Below are 22,124 nucleotides of genomic sequence, written 5' to 3'. Positions count from 1 at the left end.
GCCGCCAAGACCACCCCGGGCGCCCCGATCTACGGCATGCCGATCCTCAACGCCGACGAGGCCCGCCAGATCGTGTTCATGAAGCGGTCCATGCGCCCCGGCTTCGCCGGCATCGAGAACGAGCTGCTCTTCGACCCCAAGACCACGCTGCTCTTCGGCGACGCCAAGGACTCCCTGGGCAAGCTGCTCAACGCCGTCAAGGCGCTCTGAGCGACCACGGGGGATATCTTCCGATGACCGACGTGCACGTGCCGGCCGCAACCCCTCAGGCGATGCGCCGCGCCCTCGCCCGCGCGACTCGCGGCGCGACCCTCAACCCGGCCGAGGCTGAGGCGCTCCTGGCCGCTCGGGGCGACGACCTCACTGAGCTGTGCGCCGTCGCGGCGCGCGTCCGCGACGCCGGCCTGGAGGCTGCGGGCCGTCCAGGCCTCGTGACCTACTCGCCGAAGGTGTTCATCCCCCTCACCCGCCTGTGCCGGGATCGCTGCCACTACTGCACGTTCGTGCGCACCCCGCACCAGGCGGCGGCGGCGGGCGACTCCCTGTACCTCTCGCCGGACGAGGTCCTCGCCGTTGCCTCGCGGGGCGCGGAGCTCGGCTGCAAGGAGGCGCTGTTCACGCTGGGGGACCGGCCCGAGGAGCGCTGGCCCGAGGCCCGCGCGTGGCTCGAGGAGTGCGGCTACGGCTCGACCCTGGAGTATCTGCGGGCGATGGCCGTCCTGGTCCTCGAGGAGACCGGGCTGCTCCCGCACCTCAACCCCGGCGTCATGTCGTGGGAGGAGATCAACCGGCTCAAGCCCGTCGCGCCGTCGATGGGTCTCATGCTCGAGACGACGTCGACGCGGCTGTTCACCGAGAAGGGGCAGCCCCATCACGGGTCCCCCGACAAGGATCCCGTCGTCCGCCTGCGGGTTCTCGAGGATGCCGGGCGGCTCAACGTGCCGCTCACGACCGGCCTCCTCGTCGGCATCGGCGAGACACTCGCGGAGCGCGCCGAATCGATCTTCGACCTGCGGTCCGTGAGTCGGAGGTACGGCGGCGTCCAGGAGGTGATCATCCAGAACTTCCGCGCCAAGCCGGACACTGCGATGCGCCGTCACCTCGATGCCTCGGCGGAGGAGCATCTCGCGGCCGTAGCCGTGACCCGCCTGGTGCTGGGGCCGCGGATGCGGATCCAGGCTCCCCCCAACCTGGTCGACCTGGACGAGTGCGCGGCCCTGCTCGGGGCAGGGGTCGACGACTGGGGAGGCGTCTCGCCCCTCACGCCGGACCACGTCAATCCCGAGCGTCCGTGGCCGGAGGTGGAGCGGCTCCGCGCGGCCACCGCCGCGGCGGGGTTCGAGCTCGTCGAGCGACTGGCGGTCCAGCCGGAGTACGTCCGCGCCGGCGAGCCGTGGATCGACCCCCGCGTCGCCGGGCACGTCGCAGCCCTGGCGACCGACGAGGGCCTCGCCCGCGCAGGCGCCAGGCCCTCGGGGCGGCCGTGGCAGGAGCCGGACGGTGGCTCCAGCTCCGTCGGTCGGACCGACCTGCACACGGCTGTCGACACCTCCGGACGGGCCACGGAGCGCAGGGGCGACTTCGACGAGGTCTACGGCGACTGGAGGCTCCTCCGGGAGGCCGCTGGACGCAGCGCGCCGCAGGCGGTGCCGTCCGACGTCGCGTCGGCCCTCCGCCAGGCGGAGCGAGATCCCGCAGGCCTCAGCGACCGCGAGGCGCTCGCCCTGATGACCGCGGAGGGGCCGGCGTTGGGGGAGGTGTGCCGGCTCGCCGACGACCTGCGTCGTGACGTGGTCGGCGACGACGTCACCTACGTCGTCAATCGCAACGTGAACTTCACCAACGTCTGCTACACCGGCTGCCGGTTCTGCGCCTTCGCCCAGCGCCGCGGCGACGCGGACGCCTACTCCCTGTCCTACGACGAGGTGGCGGACCGGGCGGAGGAGGCCTGGCGGGCGGGTGCCACCGAGGTCTGCATGCAGGGCGGCATCGACCCGCAGCTGCCGGGTACGGCGTACTTCGACCTCGCACGGGCCGTCAAGCAGCGGGTGCCGCAGCTCCATCTGCACGCGTTCTCTCCGATGGAGATCGTGAACGGCGCTTCGCGCACGGGTCTGCCCGTGCGCGAATGGCTCCTCCGGGCCAAGGAGTCCGGACTCGACTCGATTCCCGGAACCGCGGCCGAGATCCTGGACGACGACGTCCGCTGGCTCCTGACCAAGGGCAAGCTGCCCACGCGCACCTGGATCGAGGTCGTCACCGCGGCGCACGAGGTCGGCCTGAGGTCGAGCTCGACGATGATGTACGGACACGTCGACCATCCCGGGCACTGGGTGAAGCACCTCCGGGTGCTGTGCGAGATCCAGGACACCACCGGTGGGTTCACCGAGTTCGTCCCGCTGCCGTTCGTGCACACCAGTGCGCCCATCTATCTCGCCGGGGTCGCCCGGCCGGGTCCGACGATGCGCGACAACCTCGCGGTCCACGCCGTGGCCCGGATCATGCTGCACGGCCGCATCGACAACATCCAGACGTCCTGGGTGAAGCTCGGCGTCGAGGGCACCCGGGCGATGCTGCAGTCCGGTGCGAACGACCTCGGCGGCACCTTGATGGAGGAGACCATCTCCCGGATGGCGGGGTCCACCCACGGCTCGGCCAAGACCGTCGAGGAGCTCACGGCGATCGCCGCCGGCGTCGACCGGCCGGTCCGACAGCGCACCACGACGTACCGCTAGCCGGGCGGCGTGATGACCTCCTCCTGGCAGGTCCTGGTGCCGGTGAAGCACCTGAGCGTCGCCAAGACCCGGATGGCGCTGCCTCCGGCCGATCGTGCGACTCTCGTGGTCTCGATGCTGCGCGACACGGTCCGCAGCGCGCTGGGCGCGGCCGGCGTGGAGGCCGTCCACGTGGTCTCCGGGGATCCGCTCGTCGCCGACGTGGCGCACCGCGAGGGGGCCGAGTCCCTCCTCGTGGACGGCACGATGGGCCTCAACGCGGAGCTGGTGGTCGCCGCGCGCCAGCTGCCGAGCGGCGCCACCGACGGCGTGGCGGTCGTGCTGGCCGATCTGCCCTGCCTCACGTCCGCCGTGCTGTCCCGGGTGCTCGCCGCTGCTGCGCCGGGCGTGCAGGGATACGTCGAAGACCTCCACGGGACCGGCACCACGATCCTGCTGGCGCCGGGCGGGGTGCCGTTGCGTCCGGCCTTCGAGGGTGGCTCGGCGGCCCGGCATGCCCGTCTGGGCCGGGTGATCGGGCCGGTGGAGGGACTGGCGCGCGCGCGGCGTGACGTCGACACGCTGGGAGATCTCGGGCAGGCCGCCGCTCTCGGGCTGGGGGCCTGCACGCGTGCGTGTTGGGGGTCGCTGGCCGCGGCCGGCGCTCCGGCCGCCGGTGTCTCCAGGGCTGTAACGCGCTCTTAACCGAAGAGGTCGGACTTTTCAAATCGAACCCTTTGACAGGAGTGGCGCCCGCTCTCTACGTTGTACCGATCGGTCGAACTGTACCGATCGATCACTTGGTACTTCAGGCGCCAGGAAGGAAGCACGCATGGTGGGACCGTCCGAGGCGCCGAGCCTCCCTGAGGTCATGTCGTCGTCTCGGCCCGCGGGCAGGCCATGATGCGCCTGCTCGGCTACGTGGCCCGCCGGTTCCTCATCGCCGTGCCGCAGATGTTCCTCATCTCGGTCGTGACCTTCGTGCTCATCCGCCAGCTGCCCGGCGATCCCGCGCGGCTGGAGCTCGGTCCGCTGGCCCCCGCGGAGGGGGTCGAGGCGCTGCGAGAGCGGCTGCGTCTCAACGACTCGCTCCTCGAGCAGTACGGGGCCTACCTCGGGCGCATGGTGCGCGGCGACTTCGGCCGCTCCTGGGTCAACCAGACCGACGTCGCCGACGACCTGCTGGTCCGCGTGCCCGCCACCTTGGAGCTGATGGTGCTCGGGCTGCTCCTCGTCTTCGTGGTGATGGTCCCGCTCGCGCTGGCGACCGCCACCCGCGGCACCGGACCGCTCAGGCGGGTCCTGCGCAAGGTCAGCTTCGGCTACAGCATGCTCGCCGGGGCGTTGCCGGACTTCTGGCTGGGCCTGGTCCTGGTCTTCTTGTTCTTCACCCAGGCGGGTTGGTTCCCGGGCCCGGAAGGTCGGCTCGGGATCACCGAGACCCCACCCGAGTTCGTCACGGGTGCGTACACGGTCGACGCGCTGCTGGCCGGCGACCTCAGCACCTTCTGGTCTGCGCTCACCCACCTGGCGTTGCCGGTCGTCACACTCGCCTTCGTCTACGGGGGCCCGGTCTTCAAGATGACCCAGTCGACCGTCGGGGCGGCGCTGCGCAGCGAGTACACCGTCTACGCCGAGAGCTTCGGGGTGCCACGCTGGAAGATCTTCGCCTACGCCGTCCGCAACGCGGCCCCGCCCGTGGTGGTCGTCACCGGGGTCATCGTGGGCTACCTGCTGGGAGGCGCGGTCCTCATCGAGAGCGTCTTCAACCTCAACGGCGTCGGACAGTACGCCGTGCAGGCCATCACCACGAACGACTACGCGCCCATCCAGGCCTTCGTCCTGCTCGCGGCGTTCTTCACGATGCTCGTTTACCTCGCGGTCGACCTGGTGCACTTCGCCGTCGACCCGCGGGTTCGGACCAAGGGTTAGGCGGCCGGCGACATGTCGAGAGCAACACCTGGGACGCGACTGAGCTTGCGACAGTGGTGGAGAGGAGCGAACTTCTCCCGGCTGGAGATCGTCGGCCTGACGATGCTCGCCGTCGTCTTGTTCCTGACGGTGTTCGGGCCGATGATCGCGCCCTACCCGACGGAGTCGGCCGATTCAGCGGACCGGCTGCTGGCCCCGAGCCTGGCCCATCCGTTCGGGACCGACCAGCACGGCCTGGACGTCTTCTCCCGCGTCCTCGCCGCCCCTCGCACGGACGTGCTGATCGCGGTCGTCGCGACGGCCCTCTCGGCGGTGGTCGGCTCCGGGCTGGGTGCGATCGCCGGACTCTTCGAGGGCAACAGCCGGCGGTCCAAGGCATGGCTCAGCGAGGGGATCCTGCGTGTCCTCGACGTGGTCCAGGCGTTTCCCGTGTTCATCTTCGCGATGGTGCTCGTCGCCGTCCGCGGGCCGGGGCTGGTCAACATCGTCATCGCCGCGGCGTTCGTCAACATGCCGGTCTTCCTCCGACTGGTTCGGGGTGAGCTGCTGTCCCTGCGGGAGCGGCCCTTCGCCGAGGCCGCGAGGGTCATCGGCTGCACGGACCTGCGGATCGCCTTCCGGCACATGTTGCCCAACGCGCTCCCGCCGGTGATGGTGCAGATCTCCGTCACGGTCGGCTTCACGATCCTGCTGACCGCCGGGCTCAGCTTCGTGGGGGCCGGCATCGCCCCGCCCACGCCCGAGCTCGGCAACATGATCGCCACCGGAGCGTCGTTCATGATCACCGGCCAGTGGTGGGCCTCGATGTTCCCCGGGCTGGCACTGGGGCTGACGGTCTTCGCGTTCGGCATCGGCGGCGAGACGGTGGGACGACTGCTGCAGCCGGGTGGCATGGCGAGGCCGGCCACCTTCGAGGACGCGGCGGTGGGCACGATCGCCCCGGCCCTGACCGAGCCGGAGCGTCGCAGTGAGTAGCCCGGTGTTCGCGGCCGAGGGCCTGTCAGTCGGGTTCAGGACGCCGCACGGGGACCGCGACGTGCTCCACGACGTGTCGTTCGCCCTCGAGCCGGGGGAGGTTCTCGGTGTGGTCGGCACCGCCGGCGCCGGCAAGAGCGTCCTGGTCCGCGCGATCCTGCGCCTGCTGCCCGAGAACGGCGTCGTGCACGGCGGAACGGTGACCTTCCGCGGCCGCGACCTGCTCGCGATGTCGGAGAAGGAGCTCGGTGAGCTCCGCGGCGCCCAGATCAGCCAGGTGCTGCCGGACGCCAAGCTGCGGCTGAACCCGCTGGTACGGGTCGGCGACTTCATGGCCGCGGTGCTCAACGCCCGCCAACGGCTCGGCAAGGAGGAGACCCGTCAGGCGGTGGTCGACGCGCTCACCTCGGTCGGCATCCCGGACCCGCAACGACGCCTGCGCGCCTACCCCCACGAGCTCAGCGGCGGGATGGCCCAGCGGATCTGCATCGCGCTGGCGCTCATGCACCGGCCTCCGGTGATCATCGCCGACGAGCCGACCCAGGGGCTCGACGTCACGGTGCAGCGGCAGGTCCTCGATCTGATGGCGGAGCTGGTCGAGGGCACGGCGTCGACCCAGCTGATCGTCACGCGGGACCTCGGGATCGTGGCGCAGTACTGCCAGCGGGTGGCCGTCATGGAGCGCGGCCGGATCGTGGAGATCGCCCCGACGCGCCAGCTCTTCGACGATCCGCAGCACGAGTACACGAGACGATTCCTTCGATCCGCGGACGCGGGAGAGTGGGCGCCGGCCCGGGTGGTGCAGCCGTGAACGACATCCTCAGCGTCGAGTCCCTGGTCAAGCACTTCCGGCTCGACAAGCACTCCTACATCGGCGCGGTGAACGACGTCTCCTTCACGATCGCCCGGGGCGAGACCCTGGGACTCGTCGGGGAGAGCGGGTCGGGGAAGTCGACCGTGGGACGTGCGATCTTGCGACTGCTGGAGCCGACCTCCGGGCGCGTGGTCTTCGACGGCCTCGACCTGACCGCGATGTCGGACCGCAGCCTGCGCCGTCTGCGGTCCCGCTTCCAACTGGTCTTCCAGGAGCCGGGCGCCTCCCTGAACCCGCGATGGCGGGTCGGGAGCATCATCGAGGAGCCGTTGCTGATCCACGACGTCGCCGAGCGGGAACGCCGCAGCCGTGTGCGGGAGATCCTGCGACTGGTGGGCCTGGACGATGACTACCGCGAGCGCCATCCGGCACAGCTGACCGCGAGCGAGCAGCAGCGCGTGGGGATCGCACGCGCACTGGTCACGCGCCCCGATCTGGTCGTGCTCGACGAGCCGACGTCCACCCTGGACCAGTCGGTGCGCGGCGAGATCCTCGGGGTGCTGTCGGACCTGCAGCGACAGTTCGGAACGTCCTACCTGCTGATCTCCCACGACCTCACGGCGATCGCGAGAGCCAGCCACCGCCTGGCCGTGATGTACCTGGGCCGGTTGGTCGAGCTCGGGCCTGCTGATGCCGTCTTCGCGCAGCAGCACCATCCCTACAGCAAGGCGCTGCTCTCCGCGGTGCTCCATCCCGACCCGCGCCGCAAGCTCGACCAGTTCCTGCTCAAGGGGGAGATCCCCAGCGCGGTGAACCCCCAGGACCGGTGCCCCCTCGTCGGCCGGTGCCCGATCGAGCAGAGCGTCTGCTCGTCGGCCTTCCCACCGTTCGCCGAGACCGGTCCGCAGCATCGCTCGGCCTGCTACCGGACGAGCGACCTGCTGCAGATCTCTGCCGCTCGCATGCCGCAAGGAGGTCATGCCTGAGTCACGTCCGTCGGGCACTCCCGCCCGGGGGCGCTTCGGTACCACTACATCACCTGGAGATACCCATGCCCTTCCCACGAACGGGCCGGAACCGCGTCGTACGCGCCGCGGCCGCCACCTCGCTCGCACTGATCGTCATGACTGCCGCGGCCTGCAGCTCGGGCGGCGGCTCGGACGGCGAGCGTGATGTCAGCACGCTGATCGTCGGCATTCCGGGCACCCCTCAGGGTGTCGACCTCGATCGCCAAGTCGGGCCCCAGACCTGGACGATGGCCGCCCAGGTGTACGACCTCGGTGCCGAGTGGAAGCGCATCCCGTACCCGTTCGAGAGCACGGGAGGCGTGGACAACAGCAAGGTGGCCGGCTTCACCTACCCCGACGTCCAGGGTGGCGGACAGGACCCCATGCTCATCGAGAGCTGCGAGACGGAGGACGGCGGCCGGACCGCGACCTACCACCTCCGCCAGGGCGTGATCTCCGGATACGGGAACGAGTTCAACTCCGAGGACGTCCTGTACCGCGTCGAGCGCGCGATCGCCAACCAGGGCATCGGTGCCTTCATGGCCAACGCCGCCAACGCCGGCGAGCTGAGCCAGTGGAGTGCCGTGGACAAGTACACGGTCCGGATCACCTCCGAGACCCCGATGCCGCTGATCTGCGACATCAACACCAACATGTACTGGGTGTTCCTCGACTCCACCGAGGTGAAGAAGCACGCCACGGACGAGGACCCCTGGGCCAACGAGTGGGTCTCGACGCATGGCGGGGGCTACGGTGCGTACACCATCGAGGAGTGGACCGCGGGTCAGCAGGTCGTCATGAAGGCGAACCCCGACTACTGGGGTGGCGAGCCCGAGATCTCCCGGATCATCTTCCGGGTGGTCCCCGAGGCCGCGAACCGGGTGGCGCTCCTCGAGCGGGGTGAGCTGCATCTGGCAGAGGGACTGGCGCCGGAGAACATCGTGAACCTCAACGGCAAGCCGAACGTGTCGGTGGCCGCGGTCCGTTCGAACCAGGGCATCTACGGGGTCATGAACAACACGACCCCTCCGTTCGACGACGCGCGAGTTCGTCAGGCCGTCAACCTGGCGCTGCCGCGGGAGGCCATCGTGGACAACGTCTACCGAGGAATGGCGGTGCCGTGGCAGGGCGTGGTGCCGAGCCTGTACCCCGGCTACGAGGAGGTCCACGACTACGACACAGATCTGGATGCGGCGAGGAAGCTGCTGGCCGACGCCGGCTACGCCGATGGCTTCGAGACCACCCTGGGCTACAACTCGGGGGACCCGGTCCAGGCCGACATCGCGGTCGCCATGCAGTCGTCCCTGAAGGAGATCGGCATCGAGGCAGAGCTCCAGCAGCAGCCCCCCGGCCCGTACTCGGACCTGATCCAGTCGAAGGAGGCGACGTTCGGCCTCTGGGTCGACTTCCCCATCCAGGCTGACATCAACTACGCGATGGGGCTTCTCTTCAAGTCCGAGCAGGGCGGCAACTACCAGAACTACTCGGATCCCGAGGTCGACCGGATCCTGAACGAGTGCGTCTCGAAGACGGGCGAGGAGCGCATCGCCTGCAACGCAGAGGCGATGCCGATCATCTCCGAAGCAGCGCCGATCGCGTGGCTTGCCGAGCCCTTCTTCCTCATGGGTCTTTCGTCGGCCGTCGAGGGCTTCGGGTGGCACACGACGCAGTACTACCGGGTCGCGGACATGAGCATCGGCTCGTGAGGCGTCTTCCTGCAACGATCTGAACCGACACCAAGGAGAACGATGAGCACTGAACAGCAGTCCGGGTCCACGCCGGACGTGACAGATCTGGCCCACCGCCTCGGCCGGCTCGAAGCCGCCCAGGAGATCCGCAAGCTCAAGATGGACTACGCGAAGCTCTGCGACGCCGGCTACCCGCCGGCCGAGCTGGCGGCGATGTTCACCGAGGACGCCGTCTGGGACGGTGGGGAGAAGTTCGGGGTCCAGCGCGGCCGTCAGGCGATCCACGACTTCTTCGACGGCGTCAGCGCGGACCTGGTGTTCGCGATCCACTTCATGATCGGGGACACGATCGAGGTCGGCGACGACCTCCTGTCAGCCACTGGGAGCTGGCAGCTGCTCGAGCCCTTGACCCTGGACGTGGACGGCACGCGGCAGGCGATGTGGTTCGCCGGCATGTACGAGGACCAGTACACGAAGGTCGACGGCATTTGGAAGTTCTCGCACGTGAAGCTGGACTGGATGCTCCAGTCGCGTAACGACATCGGCTGGGCTGATCAGCCCATCCAGGTCTGACGCGCATTCCGACAGCGGGTGGCGCCCTGGCCCCAGGCCGGGGCGCCACCGGCGTTTGGTGCCGGCGGTAGCCGCCCGCCCGTCCTTGTGCTGAGCGTCGGGGAGGCGTAGGAAGTCGGGTATGTCTCTCACGAGCACAACGGCACGGGTCCTTCGCGGCGCGGCGAGGAGGCTCGACGCACTCCCGGTGGGTTCCGGGTCCGGCGCATCGAAGTCCCCTCTGCCCGACGCCTACCGGACCGAGCCGGGGACCCGTGTGGCGTCGTACTTCTTCGAGAACTACCGCCGGTTCTACGACACCGGGGAGGCGGGGCTCAGCTCGAAGCCCCGCCTGAACCTGCGCTACGAGGCGATCTTCGCGGAGAACAGGGACCTGTTCGAGGGCGCCCGGGTGCTCGACATCGCCTGCCACGACGGCCGGATGTCGATGGCGGCGCTCGCGTGCGGCGCGAAGTCCGTGGTGGGGATCGAGGCGCGGCCCGAGCTCGTCGAGCGCGCCGTCGGCAACCTCGAGCACTACGGTCAGGACCCCGAGCGGTTCCGGTTCATCGCCGGTGACGTCCACGAGGTGCTCGGCACGGAGGACCTCGAGGTGGACGTCGTCCTCTGCCTCGGCTTCCTGTACCACACGCTCCGGTTCAACGAGCTGCTGCACGGGATCCGCCGGACCGGCGCCCCGCACCTCGTGCTCGACACTCAGGCGCACGGCATGTTCCACCCCGACCCGCTCGTGCGGCTGCACAGCGAGCTGAGCCACCGCAAGGGGACGGCGAAGGCCGACGACTACACGGTCGGGGCCGCCGTGCTCACCGGGCGCCCCAACCTCGCCGCCGTGAAGATGATGCTGGCCTGCTACGGCTACGAGATCGAGCGCTTCTCCGACTGGCCCCGCCTGCTCGCCGACAACCCCGAGGTCAAGGGGTGTCGCGACTACGCCATCGGCCGGCGGGTCACCCTGCGCTGCCGCCGATCCGACGACGCCGCAGACGCATAGCCGTCGAGCCGATCCGCGTCAGTCCTCGGGGTCGTCGAGCCGGGCCAGCCAGGTGGCGAACCGCTCGACGGCCGTCTCGAACTCCGGGTGGGAGTCGACGAAGCCCTGGAGCTGCTCGGCGACCCACGCCAGGGTGACCTCCTCGTCCCCCCGGCGCTTCTCGAGCTCCTCGATGCCGCGGTCGGTGAAGTACATCGGCCAGTCGACCAGGTCAGGCGAAGGCCCGCGCGATGAGGTCCTTCTGCTCCTCGGTGTGGCGCTTGACGGTGCCGACCGAGGGGGAGGAGGACGCGGCGCGCGAGACCAGCTCGACCTGGGCGTCGACGTGCGGCCACACGTTGAGCTGGTAGTGCGGCCACGGGCCGTTGTTCTCCGGCTCGTCCTGGATCCAGCGCACGGCGCGGAGCTTGGGGTACCGGGCGATCTCCTCGCGGATCTCGGCCTCGGGCCGCGGGTAGAGCTGCTCGACGCGGGCGATCGCGAACCGGCCGCCGTCCTCGCGCTTGGCGCGCTCGACCATCAGGTCCCAGGTGACGCGGCCCGAGCACAGCAGCAGCGTGTCGACCTGCTCCGCGTCCGCCGCGGCGTCGCGGATGAAGGGCTCGAACGTGCCGCTGGTGAACTCGTCGGGCTGCGACGCGGCTTCCTTGCGCTTGAGCATCGACTTCGGCGTGAAGACGATGAGCGGCCGGTGCTCCTCGCCGAGCGAGTGCTGGCGCAGCAGGTGGAAGTACGACGCCGGCGTGGACGGCTGGGCGATGACGAACGCGTCGTCGGCGGCCATCGTCATGAACCGCTCGATCCGGGCGGAGGAGTGGTCCGGGCCCTGGCCCTCGTAGCCGTGCGGCAGCAGCAGCACGACACCGGACTGCTGACGCCACTTGGTCTCGCCGGAGGTGATGAACTCGTCGATCACCGTCTGGGCGCCGTTGACGAAGTCGCCGAACTGCGCCTCCCAGAGCACGAGCGCCTCGGGGCGGGCCACCGAGTAGCCGTACTCGAACCCGAGGGCGGCGTACTCGGAGAGCAGCGAGTCGTAGACGTAGAACTTGGCCTGGTCCTCGGTGAGGTTGGCCAGCGGCGTCCACTCGTCGGCGTTGACGCGGTCGATGATCGTCGCGAAGCGGGACACGAACGTGCCGCGGCGCGAGTCCTGGCCGGCCAGGCGGACCGGGCGGCCCTCCATCAGCAGCGAGCCGAAGGCGAGGATCTCGCCGGTGCCCCAGTCGATCGGGCCGTCGGCGATCGCCGCGGAGCGGCGCTGGAGCTGCGGCATCACCTTCGGGTGGACGGTGAAGCCCTCCGGCGGGGTGACGTAGGCGTCGGCGATCCGCTTCATCATCTCGGCCGGGATCGCCGTGCTGGTCTCGCCGCTCGGCTTCTCCGGGTAGTCCGGCACCGTGGTCCACTCCGAGGGCTGGCTGCTCGCCTCGCGCACCTCGGTGAAGACCCGCTCCAGCTGCTGCTGGTAGTCGCGCAGGACCTGCTCGGCCTCCTCGATCGTGATGTCGCCACGGCCGATGAGGGACTCGGTGTACAGCTTGCGGACCGAGCGCTTCTGCTCGATCAGGTCGTACATGAGCGGCTGGGTGTACGACGGGTCGTCGCCCTCGTTGTGGCCGCGGCGGCGGTAGCAGACGAGGTCGATGACGACGTCCTTGTTGAACGCCTGGCGGTACTCGAACGCGAGCCGGGCGACGCGGATGCACGCCTCCGGGTCGTCGCCGTTCACGTGGAAGATCGGCGCCTGGACCATCCGGGCCACGTCGGTGCAGTACAGCGACGAGCGGGAGGAGCCGGGCGAGGTCGTGAAGCCGACCTGGTTGTTGACGACCACGTGGATGGTGCCGCCGGTGCGGTAGCCGCGCAGCTGGGAGAGGTTCAGCGTCTCCGCGACCACGCCCTGGCCGGCGAACGCCGCGTCACCGTGCACGAGCAGCGGCAGCACGGGGTACTCCGCGCCGCGGTCGAGCACGTCCTGCTTGGCGCGCGCGATGCCCTCGAGCACCGGGTCGACCGCCTCGAGGTGCGACGGGTTCGCGGCGACCGAGACCTTGATCCGGTCACCCGAGCCGGCCTCGAACTCGCCCTCGGCGCCGAGGTGGTACTTCACGTCGCCGGAGCCCTGGACCGTGCGCGGGTCGATGTTGCCCTCGAACTCGCGGAAGATCTGGCTGTACTTCTTGCCGACGATGTTCGCGAGCACGTTGAGCCGGCCGCGGTGCGCCATGCCCATCGCGACCTCGTCGAGCCCGGCCTCGGCCGCGGCCTCGCAGATCTCGTCGAGCACCGGGACCGTCGTCTCGCCGCCCTCGAGGGAGAAGCGCTTCTGGCCGACGAACTTGGTCTGGAGGAAGGTCTCGAACGCCTCGGCCTGGTTGAGCTTCAACAGGATCCGCAGCTGCTCCTCGCGGGGCGGCTTCGTGTGCGGCTGCTCGATGCGCTCCTGGAGCCACCGGCGCTGCTCGGGGTCCATGATGTGCATGTACTCGATGCCGGTCGTGCGGCAGTACGAGTCGCGCAGGATGCCGAGGATGTGGCGCAGCTTCATGAACCGCCGGCCCTCGCCGCCGAACGAGCCGGTGGCGAACTCCCGGTCGAGGTCCCACAGCGTGAGGCCGTGCGACTCCACCTCGAGGTCGGGGTGGCTGCGCTGGCGGTACTCCAGCGGGTCGGTGTCGGCCATCATGTGCCCGCGCACCCGGTAGGCGTGGATCAGCTCGAGGATCCGGGCCTGCTTGCTGATCTCGTCGTCGTGGTTGGCCGAGATGTCCTTGGCCCAGCGGATCGGCTCGTAGGGGATCCGCAGCGACCGGAAGATCTCGTCGTAGAAGTCGTCCTGACCGAGCAGCAGCTGGTGCATCCGCTTGAGGAACTCACCGGACTGCGCGCCCTGGATGACGCGGTGGTCGTACGTCGAGGTCAGGGTCATGACCTTGCTGATCGCGTTGCGCGCGATCGCCTCCTCCGAGGCGCCCTGCCACTCCGGCGGGTACTCCATCGCGCCGACGCCGATGATCGCGCCCTGGCCCTTCATCAGGCGCGGCACCGAGTGCACGGTGCCGATGCCGCCCGGGTTGGTCAGCGAGATCGTGGTGCCCTGGAAGTCCTCGAGGGTCAGCTTGTTGTCGCGGCTCTTGCGGACGATCTCCTCGTAGGCCGTCCAGAAGCCGGCGAAGTCCATCGTCTCGGCGGCCTTGATGCTGGGGACCAGCAGCTGCCGGGTGCCGTCGGCCTTCTTCACGTCGATCGCGAGGCCGAGGTTGATGTGGGCCGGCGTGATCAGGTTCGGCTTGCCGTCGACCGTGTCGAAGCCGACGTTCATCTCCGGCATCGCCCTCAGCGCCTTGACCATCGCGTAGCCGATGAGGTGCGTGAAGGAGACCTTGCCGCCGCGGGCGCGGGCGAGGTGGTTGTTGATGACCGTGCGGTTGTCCCACAGCAGCTTCACCGGCACCGAGCGGACCGAGGTCGCGGTCGGGACCGAGAGCGAGGCGTCCATGTTCTGCGCCGTGCGGGCGGGGGCGCCGCGGAGCACGGTGTAGGTCGGCTCGTCGCTGGCGGCCGCCGGGGCGGCGGGACGGGACTCCTTCGGGACCGGGTTCGAGGTGCCCTTCGCCGGCTCGGCGGCCTTGGCCTCGGGCCGCGGCTTCGCGACCGGTGCGGGCGTGGGGGTCGGGTCCTTGTGCCCGGTCTTCGGCTCGGTCTTCGGCTCCGCCTTCTTCTCGCGAGCCTGCTCCGGCGCCTTCGCCGGGGCGGGGGCCGACTTGCCCTCGGGGGCGGGCTGCGACGTACCGTTGGCCGCGCCGGAGGTGGTGCCAGACGTGGTGCCGGAGGTGGTGCCGTTCGTCTGGAAGTACTTCTTCCAGGTCGGATCCACGCTCTCGGGATCCCGCTTGAACTGGTCGTACATCTCCTCCACGAGCCACTCGTTGGGGCCGAAGTCGGCCCCCTCGAAGCTGGAAGGGACGTCGGACTTGCTGCCAGGGGACTGCGGCACGGGTTGATTCGCCTCTTCCGGTACGTGCGCGGGGGAGTAGTTCAGTCGTCAAGGCTAGACCCCCGTGCCAGCAAATGCCGACTGACGGGGTGGAATTCGGCGTGGTGTGCCGCGAGCCACATCGCGGTCGCTCACACTGCCGGGCAGAAGTCGATGAGTAGGTCGATGAGTAGGGAGTTCCGGACCATGTCGAGATCGGTACGACGCACGGCCGCGACAGCGGCCCTGACCCTCGCCCTCGGGCTGGGTGCCGGGGCGTGCAGCGGCGACGACGATCCGGTCGAGCCGGCCGCGGAGTCCCCGAGCGGGACGTCCGCCGCGACCGCCCAGCGCACGGTCCCGACGAAGGTGTCGTTCGGCGAGGTGACCGGGCGGATGGACCGCCGGACCCGGCAGCAGCTCGCGACGAAGGTCCAGGCCGTCGTCGACGGATGGACCGAGGCGGCGTACCTCGGCGGGGATTACCCGCGCCGCGCGTTCGCCGACGCCTGGCCCGGCTTCACCCGGGGCGCGCAGGAGCAGGCCCGCCACGACCGAGCGCTCATGAGCAACCAGGACATCGGCGACCGGATCGACGGCGTGCAGGCCCGACGCAACGTGCTGGTGCTCGACGTGCTCGCCGTGCAGGGCCGCCCGGTGGGCGTGACCGCGCGCGTCCGGCTCGGGTTCCGCACGACCGGTGACCTCGAGCGGACGGTGCGCGTGACCGGCCGGCTGTTCCTCACCCGCACGGACGGGCAGTGGAAGGTCTTCGGCTACGACATGACGAAGGGAGCGGTCTGATGACCCGCCTCCGAAGGACGCTCCGCCTCGGCACCGTGGGCCTGGTGCTGGCACTGGCCGCCTTCCTCGTCCCCGACTCGGCGGTGAAGAGCACCGAGACGACGCTGGTCCGGGTCAACTCGGCCTCCGGCGTCGACGTGACGCCCGACGTGATCTGGATCCTCGCGGTCGGCTCCGACGCCCGCCCGGGGCAGGACATGACCCGCGCCCGCGGCGACGCCCTCCAACTGGTGGGGATGAACACCCAGACGGGCGCGGCCACGGCCATCGGCATCCCGCGCGACTCGTGGGTGCCGATCCCGGGCCACGGCTCGAACAAGATCAACGCGGCCCTCTACCTCGGCGGCCCGCAGACGCTCGGCCGGGCGGTCGGGGATCTGGTCGGCATCCAGCCCGACTACGTCTTCGTCAGCCGGTTCAAGTTCTTCCAGGCGCTGATCGGCGACATCGGCGGCATCGAGGTCCGCAACCCGCGCCGGTTCGACGACCCCGACCTGAAGCCGGCCGGCTTCAAGGCCGGCAAGGTCCACCTGGGCGGGTACGACGCCATGGTGTTCTCCCGGATCCGGCACAACCTGATCCGGGGCGACTTCGACCGGTCGGCCAACCAGCAGCGCGTCCTCCGCGGCATCCAGGCCAAGGTCCGCGACCGGGCGCACGTGCCCGGGTTCCTCGAGCGCGGCGTCCTCTCGGTGATGCAGCACCTGCGCACGGACCTTCCTCCGTCCGAGCTGTTCCGCCTGGCCCAGGCGATGGCCCAGGTCGACCCGCGCAAGATCACGAACTGCGTCGTCCAGGGCGGCATCGGCAACGTCGGCGGCGCCAGCGTCGTCCTGCCGTACGTCGAGCAGGCCCGTCGCTACGGCGACGCGGCGCGCCAGGACGCGACGATCTCTCGCTGCTGAGAGACCGAGGGGAGCGGCACGAGATCGTGACGCACGCCAGCCGGGAGAAAGGGCGCCTCCGGCAGGATTCGAACCTGCGGCACCTGGTACCGGAAACCAGTGCTCTATCCCCTGAGCTACGGAGGCATCGCCCCACCGGAGCGGGACTGCGCAGAACCCTACAGCGAGCGGCTGGGCGCCGTGCAATCGGCTGTGCCGTCGGGCGCGGCGTCCCATCCCCGATATCGGTGCGACCGGCCCGGAACCACGCCGATACCCTGGGGCGGTGACTCCCGAGCAGCTCTCCACCGCGATCGTCGACGTCCTGACGACCCTGTCCACCGAGGGTGCGATCACCCTGCCGGACGGGGTCCCGGCGAGTGTGACGGTGGAGCGGCCGCGATCGAAGGGGCACGGCGACTACGCGACGAACGTCGCGCTCCAGCTGGGCAAGAGGGCCGGCATGAACCCGCGGGCCTTCGCCGAGCTCGTCGAGAGGAGCCTGCTCGAGGTCGACGGCGTCGACGCGGTCGAGATCGCCGGCCCCGGCTTCCTCAACATCTCGGTCTCCGCCGGCGCCCAGGGCGTCGTGGCGCGGCAGGTCGTCGAGGCAGGCGCGGCGTACGGCGCCAACGACGCGTTCGCGGGGGAACGGATCAACCTCGAGTTCGTCTCGGCGAACCCGACGGGTCCGCTCCACCTGGGCGGCACCCGCTGGGCCGCCGTGGGCGACGCGCTCGGCCGGATCCTCGAGATGTCCGGCGCGGCCGTCACCCGGGAGTACTACTTCAACGACCACGGCAGCCAGATCGACCGCTTCAGCAAGTCGCTGCTGGCGGCGGCCAAGGGGGAGCCGGCTCCGGAGGACGGCTACGGCGGCCAGTACATCCACGACATCGCCGCCGCCGTGCTGGCCGCGCGGCCGGACGCGCTCGAGTCCGACGACCCGCAGGAGGTCTTCCGGGCCGTGGGGGTCGAGATGATGTTCGCCCAGATCAAGCAGGACCTCCACGACTTCGGCGTGGACTTCGACGTGTACTTCCACGAGGACGACCTCCACAAGAGCGGCGCGGTCGACCGGGCCATCGCGCGGCTGACCGAGCTCGGCAACACCTACGAGAAGGACGGCGCCCTCTGGCTCGCCACCGAGAAGTTCGGTGACGACAAGGACCGCGTGATCATCAAGTCCGACGGGCGGGGCGCCTACCTGTCCGGCGACCTGGCCTACTACCTCGACAAGCGCGAGCGCGGGTTCGACCGCTGCGTCATCATGCTCGGCGCCGACCACCACGGCTACGTCGGCCGGATGATGGCGATGTGCGCCGCGTTCGGCGACGAGCCGGGCAGGAACCTCGAGATCCTCATCGGCCAGATGGTCAACCTGCTTCGTGACGGCGCCCCGCTGCGGATGTCCAAGCGGGCCGGGACCGTCGTCACCATGGAGGACCTGGTGGACGCGATCGGCGTCGACGCGAGCCGCTACGCCCTGGCCCGCTACTCCACCGACGTCAACATCGACATCGACCTCGAGCTCTGGGCCAAGGCGACCAACGACAACCCGGTCTTCTACGTGCAGTACGCCCACGCGCGCACCTGCCGGATGGTCGAGAACGCCGGCGATCTCGGCATGTCGCTCGAGGACGCGCTCGCGGCCTTCGACCCGGCGCTGCTCTCGCACGAGCGGGAGGGCGACCTGTTGCGGGCGCTCGCGGAGTTCCCGCGCGTGGTCACCGCGGCCGCCGAGCTGCGTGCTCCGCACCGGGTCGCGCGCTACCTCGAGGACCTCGCCTCGGTCTTCAACAAGTGGTACGACACCCGCGAGTGCCGGATGCTGCCGCAGGGCGACGAGCCGGTGGCGCCGATCAACCAGGCCCGGCTGGTGCTGACGGTCGCCGCCCGCACCGTGCTCACCAACGGTCTCGGCCTCCTCGGCGTCTCCGCCCCGGAGCGGATGTGAGTACCACACACGAGGCGGGCTGGGCCCACGCCTCCGGAGCGCTGCGCGGTCCCGCCTGGCTGCGCCAGCCCAGCGACCCCAACGCGCTCGTCGGGCACCTTTGGTCGCAGACCGCGCACAAGGTCGACGGCGAGCTGCACGTGGGCGGGCTGTCGGTCCCCGAGCTGGTCGCGAACGTCAACACGCCGGCGTACGTCCTCGACGAGGCCGACTTCCGGGCCCGGGCCCGAGCGTTCCGCGACGCGTTCTCGGCGTACGACGTCTTCTACGCCGGCAAGGCGTTCCTCTGCACCGCGGTCGCGACGTGGGTGCGGGAGGAGGGGCTCCTCCTCGACGTGTGCTCCGAGGGTGAGCTGACCGTGGCGCTGCGGGCCGGCTTCGACCCGGCGCGGATCGGCTACCACGGCAACAACAAGTCGCTGATGGCCTTGCGCCGGGCGGTCTCCGTGGGCGTGGGGCGGATCGTCGTCGACTCCTTCGACGAGATCGAGCGCCTCGAGTCGCTCGCCGCCGAGGGCATGACGTCGCGGGTGATGGTGCGGGTGACGGCCGGCGTCGAGGCGCACACGCACGAGTACATCGCCACCGCGCACGAGGACCAGAAGTTCGGCTTCTCGATCACCGCGGGCGACGCGTTCGAGGCCGTGCGTCGGCTCGAGGAGGCGCCCGGCATCGAGCTGCTCGGCCTGCACTCCCACATCGGCAGCCAGATCTTCGACTCGTCGGGCTTCGAGGTCGCGGCCCGCCGGGTGCTCGCGCTCCAGGCGCGGGTGTCCGACGAGCTCGGTGTGACCCTGCCGGAGATGGACCTCGGCGGCGGCTTCGGCATCGCCTACACGACCCAGGACGACCCGTCCGACCCCGCGCAGCTGGCCACCGAGATGAGCAAGATCGTCGAGCACGAGTGCCGTGCGCTCGGCATCCCGGAGCCGCGGCTCTCGATCGAGCCAGGCCGCGCGATCGTCGGCCCGTCGATGTGCACCGTCTACACCGTCGGCACCGTGAAGAAGGTGCAGCTCGACGGCGGCGCCGTCCGCACCTACGTGAGCGTCGACGGCGGCATGAGCGACAACATCCGGACCGCGCTGTACGACGCCGACTACTCCTGCACGCTCGCCAACCGCGCGTCCGGCGCGGCGCCGGTCCTCTCCCGCGTGGTGGGCTCGCACTGCGAGGCCGGCGACGTCGTGGTGAGGGACGAGTTCCTCCCGGGCGACGTGGTGGCGGGCGACCTGGTGGCGGTCCCGGGCACCGGCGCCTACTGCCGCTCGATGGCCTCCAACTACAACCACTTCCTCCGCCCGCCGGTGGTCGCGGTGCGGGACGGAGTCGCGCGCGTCGTCGTTCGCCGCGAGACTGAGGACGATCTGTTGGCTACGGACATGGGTGATCAGTAATGGAGAGCGACAAGCCAGCTGTGCCCCGCCGACTCGGGGTGGCCGTCCTCGGGTGCGGCTCGGTCGGCTCCCAGGTGGTGCGGCTGCTCGGTGAGCAGGCCGGGGACCTGGCGGCACGCGTCGGTGCACCGGTCGAGCTGGTCGGCGTCGCCGTCCGGCGCCTCGACGCCCCGCGCGAGGTCGAGGTGCCCGAGGGGCTGCTGACGACCGACGCCCTCGGGCTGGTCGCGCGCGAGGACGTCGACCTCGTGGTCGAGGTGATCGGCGGGATCGAGCCGGCCCGCACCCTCATCCTCGCGGCGCTCGAGAACGGCGCCTCGGTGGTCAGCGCCAACAAGGCGCTGCTCGCCGAGGACGGCCCGACGCTCTACGAGGCCGCCGAGAAGGCCGGCCGTGACCTCTACTTCGAGGCCGCCGTCGCCGGGGCGATCCCGATCGTCCGCCCCCTGCGCGAGTCGCTCGCGGGCGACCGCGTCACCCGCGTGCTCGGCATCGTCAACGGCACCACGAACTTCATCCTCGACAAGATGGACAGCTCCGGCGCCGGCTTCGCCGAGGCGCTGGAGGAGGCCCAGGACCTCGGGTACGCCGAGGCCGACCCGACCGCCGACGTCGAGGGCTTCGACGCCGCCGCCAAGGCCGCGATCCTGGCCTCGTTGGCCTTCCACTCCCGGGTCACCGCGGCCGACGTCTACCGCGAGGGCATCACCGAGGTCACCGCCGCCGACGTGCAGTCGGCCGTGGAGATGGACAGCGTCGTGAAGCTGCTCGCGATCGCCGAGCTCAGAACCGGATCTGGGGGAGACGACGCCGTCGCCGTCCGCGTGCACCCGGCGATGATCCCGCGGTCCCACCCGCTCGCGTCGGTCCGCGAGGCATTCAACGCGGTGTTCGTCGAGTCCGAGGCCGCCGGCCAGCTGATGTTCTACGGCCCTGGCGCCGGCGGTGCACCGACGGCGTCCGCGGTCCTCGGCGACCTGGTCACGGTCGCCCGCAACCGGCTCGCGGGCACCCGGGGCGCCGGCGAGTCGGCGTACGCCGACCGCGCGGTCCTGCCGATGGGGGAGACCGTCACCCGCTACCACGTCGCGATCGACGTCGACGACCGTGCGGGCGTGCTCGCCGCGGTCGCGACCGCCTTCGCCGAGCACGGCGTCTCGATCCAGACCGTCCGCCAGGAGGGCCGCGACGACGACGCCCAGCTCGTCGTCGTCTCGCACGAGGCGACCGACGCGCAGCTGAGCGCGACCGTCGAGCACCTCCGCGGCATGGACATCGTCCGCGAGGTCACCTCGGTCATGCGCGTCGAAGGAGCAGCGGAGTGAGCAGGACCCACCAGTGGCGGGGCGTCATCGAGGAGTACCGCGACCTCCTGGAGATCCCCGAGGGCACCGCCGCCGTCACGCTGCGTGAGGGCGGCACGCCGCTGGTCTTCTCCGAGTGGCTCTCGGGCCTCACCGGCGCCGAGGTCTGGCTCAAGGTCGAGGGCGACAACCCCACCGGCTCGTTCAAGGACCGCGGCATGACCGCGGCGATCTCGGTCGCCCGGCACGACGGCGCCCGGGCGGTCGTCTGCGCCTCGACGGGCAACACCTCCGCGTCGATGGCGGCCTACGCCGCCAAGGCCGGGCTCAAGCCGCTCGTGCTCGTGCCCGAGGGCAAGATCGCCGCCGGCAAGATGGCCCAGGCGATCCTGCACGGCGCCCAGGTGATCATGGTCCGCGGCAACTTCGACGACTGCCTGGCGATGGCCAAGGGCCTCGCCTGGGACTACCCGGTCGCACTGGTGAACTCGGTCAACCCGGTCCGCCTCGAGGGCCAGAAGACCGCCGCCTTCGAGATCGTCGACTTCCTCGGCGACGCCCCCGACTACCACCTGCTGCCGGTCGGCAACGCCGGCAACATCTCCGCCTACTGGCTCGGCTACACCCAGTACGCCGACGCCGGGATGGCCACCAAGAAGCCGGTCGTGCGCGGCTTCCAGGCCGAGGGCGCGGCGCCGCTGGTGACCGGCGAGCCGTTCCCCGACCCCGAGACCCGCGCCACCGCGATCCGGATCGGCAACCCCGCCTCGTGGAAGCTCGCCGAGGCCGCCCGCGACGAGTCCGGCGGCCGGTTCGCCGCGGTCAGCGACGGGCAGATCCTCGCCGCGCAGCGCGAGCTGGCGGCCCGTGACGGCGTCTTCGTCGAGCCGGCGTCGGCCGCGGGGATCGCGGGCCTGCTCCAGGAGCTCGCCGGCGGTGAGTCCTACCGGGGCAGCACGGTCGCGATCACCGTCACCGGCCACGGCCTGAAGGACACCGTCACCGCGCTCGAGGGCTTCACCGAGAGCGGCGGCAGCATCGTCGACACCGTGGTGGACGCCGACGTCGAGGCTGCGGCGGCGGCCGCCGGCCTGGCATGAGC

General features: G+C 70.5%; 18 protein-coding genes and 1 tRNA gene. 16 read left to right on the top strand and 3 right to left on the bottom strand.

Annotation, left to right across the window (positions count from 1 at the left end; all coding sequences use genetic code 11):
• From ACYQ0U_RS13785 to ACYQ0U_RS13740, 10 genes are all read left to right on the top strand, one after another.
• Positions 1–210: NAD(P)(+) transhydrogenase (Re/Si-specific) subunit beta (locus ACYQ0U_RS13785; RefSeq protein ID WP_459973800.1), on the top strand; the 210-nt coding region annotated here is incomplete at its 5' end.
• A 23-nt stretch (positions 211–233) separates the two neighbouring features.
• Positions 234–2,735 carry a bifunctional FO biosynthesis protein CofGH gene (locus tag ACYQ0U_RS13780; protein WP_459973798.1) on the top strand — a complete coding sequence of 834 codons (2,502 nt, stop codon included), beginning with the start codon at positions 234–236 and terminating at the stop codon, positions 2,733–2,735.
• A gap of 12 nt (positions 2,736–2,747) precedes the next feature.
• Positions 2,748–3,419 (top strand): 2-phospho-L-lactate guanylyltransferase, encoded by a 672-nt coding sequence (gene cofC / locus ACYQ0U_RS13775; protein ID WP_459973806.1) that lies wholly within the window; start codon positions 2,748–2,750, stop codon positions 3,417–3,419.
• Positions 3,420–3,614: 195 nt separating this feature from the next.
• Positions 3,615–4,646, top strand: a complete 1,032-nt coding sequence (locus tag ACYQ0U_RS13770) for an ABC transporter permease (protein ID WP_459973796.1) — start codon at positions 3,615–3,617, stop codon at positions 4,644–4,646.
• A 45-nt stretch (positions 4,647–4,691) separates the two neighbouring features.
• On the top strand, positions 4,692–5,621 hold the full coding sequence (locus ACYQ0U_RS13765; RefSeq protein ID WP_459973794.1) for an ABC transporter permease: 930 nt from the start codon (positions 4,692–4,694) through the stop codon (positions 5,619–5,621).
• Entirely contained in the window at positions 5,614–6,432 is an 819-nt protein-coding gene (locus ACYQ0U_RS13760; protein ID WP_459973792.1) for an ABC transporter ATP-binding protein, read from the top strand. The genes ACYQ0U_RS13765 and ACYQ0U_RS13760 overlap by 8 nt, the downstream gene beginning before the upstream one ends.
• A complete protein-coding gene (locus tag ACYQ0U_RS13755; protein ID WP_459973790.1) occupies positions 6,429–7,421 on the top strand; it encodes an oligopeptide/dipeptide ABC transporter ATP-binding protein in 993 nt (330 codons plus the stop codon). Before ACYQ0U_RS13760 ends, ACYQ0U_RS13755 begins: the two co-directional genes overlap by 4 nt.
• Before the next feature lie 65 nt (positions 7,422–7,486).
• On the top strand, positions 7,487–9,148 hold the full coding sequence (locus ACYQ0U_RS13750; RefSeq protein ID WP_459973788.1) for an ABC transporter substrate-binding protein: 1,662 nt from the start codon (positions 7,487–7,489) through the stop codon (positions 9,146–9,148).
• 42 nt (positions 9,149–9,190) lie between these two features.
• A complete protein-coding gene (locus ACYQ0U_RS13745) occupies positions 9,191–9,703 on the top strand; it encodes a nuclear transport factor 2 family protein (RefSeq protein ID WP_459973786.1) in 513 nt (170 codons plus the stop codon).
• 187 nt (positions 9,704–9,890) lie between these two features.
• A complete protein-coding gene (locus ACYQ0U_RS13740) occupies positions 9,891–10,697 on the top strand; it encodes a class I SAM-dependent methyltransferase (protein ID WP_459973784.1) in 807 nt (268 codons plus the stop codon).
• 18 nt (positions 10,698–10,715) lie between these two features.
• Here the strand turns inward: ACYQ0U_RS13740 and ACYQ0U_RS13735 are convergent, their stop codons facing one another.
• On the bottom strand, positions 10,716–10,892 hold the full coding sequence (locus ACYQ0U_RS13735; RefSeq protein ID WP_243058219.1) for a DUF6104 family protein: 177 nt from the start codon (positions 10,890–10,892) through the stop codon (positions 10,716–10,718).
• A gap of 16 nt (positions 10,893–10,908) precedes the next feature.
• Positions 10,909–14,697, bottom strand: coding sequence for a multifunctional oxoglutarate decarboxylase/oxoglutarate dehydrogenase thiamine pyrophosphate-binding subunit/dihydrolipoyllysine-residue succinyltransferase subunit (locus tag ACYQ0U_RS13730; RefSeq protein WP_459973782.1), 3,789 nt, complete (start codon positions 14,695–14,697; stop codon positions 10,909–10,911).
• A gap of 165 nt (positions 14,698–14,862) precedes the next feature.
• Between ACYQ0U_RS13730 and ACYQ0U_RS13725 the strand changes: the two genes are divergently transcribed.
• Together ACYQ0U_RS13725 and ACYQ0U_RS13720 are read left to right on the top strand one after the other, a co-directional pair.
• The gene (locus ACYQ0U_RS13725) at positions 14,863–15,480 is read left to right on the top strand and encodes a hypothetical protein (RefSeq protein ID WP_459973780.1); all 618 of its coding nucleotides are present in this window, start codon (positions 14,863–14,865) and stop codon (positions 15,478–15,480) included.
• Entirely contained in the window at positions 15,480–16,385 is a 906-nt protein-coding gene (locus ACYQ0U_RS13720; protein WP_459973778.1) for an LCP family protein, read from the top strand. Before ACYQ0U_RS13725 ends, ACYQ0U_RS13720 begins: the two co-directional genes overlap by 1 nt.
• Positions 16,386–16,438: 53 nt before the next feature.
• On the opposite strand, the gene ACYQ0U_RS13715 is transcribed toward ACYQ0U_RS13720, so the two are convergent.
• A tRNA-Arg gene (locus ACYQ0U_RS13715) sits at positions 16,439–16,511 on the bottom strand.
• 139 nt (positions 16,512–16,650) lie between these two features.
• Between ACYQ0U_RS13715 and argS the strand changes: the two genes are divergently transcribed.
• From argS to thrC, 4 genes are read left to right on the top strand one after another with little or no spacing between them, the layout of a single operon-like run.
• On the top strand, positions 16,651–18,321 hold the full coding sequence (gene argS, locus ACYQ0U_RS13710) for an arginine--tRNA ligase (protein ID WP_459973776.1): 1,671 nt from the start codon (positions 16,651–16,653) through the stop codon (positions 18,319–18,321).
• The gene (lysA, locus tag ACYQ0U_RS13705) at positions 18,318–19,718 is read left to right on the top strand and encodes a diaminopimelate decarboxylase (protein ID WP_459973774.1); all 1,401 of its coding nucleotides are present in this window, start codon (positions 18,318–18,320) and stop codon (positions 19,716–19,718) included. Before argS ends, lysA begins: the two co-directional genes overlap by 4 nt.
• Entirely contained in the window at positions 19,718–21,043 is a 1,326-nt protein-coding gene (locus ACYQ0U_RS13700; RefSeq protein WP_459973772.1) for a homoserine dehydrogenase, read from the top strand. Before lysA ends, ACYQ0U_RS13700 begins: the two co-directional genes overlap by 1 nt.
• Entirely contained in the window at positions 21,040–22,122 is a 1,083-nt protein-coding gene (thrC, locus tag ACYQ0U_RS13695) for a threonine synthase (RefSeq protein WP_459973770.1), read from the top strand. The genes ACYQ0U_RS13700 and thrC overlap by 4 nt, the downstream gene beginning before the upstream one ends.
• Positions 22,123–22,124: the final 2 nt, after the last annotated feature.

The organism is Nocardioides pyridinolyticus, assembly GCF_054653575.1.
This window is presented reverse-complemented; position numbering and strand designations above follow the sequence as displayed.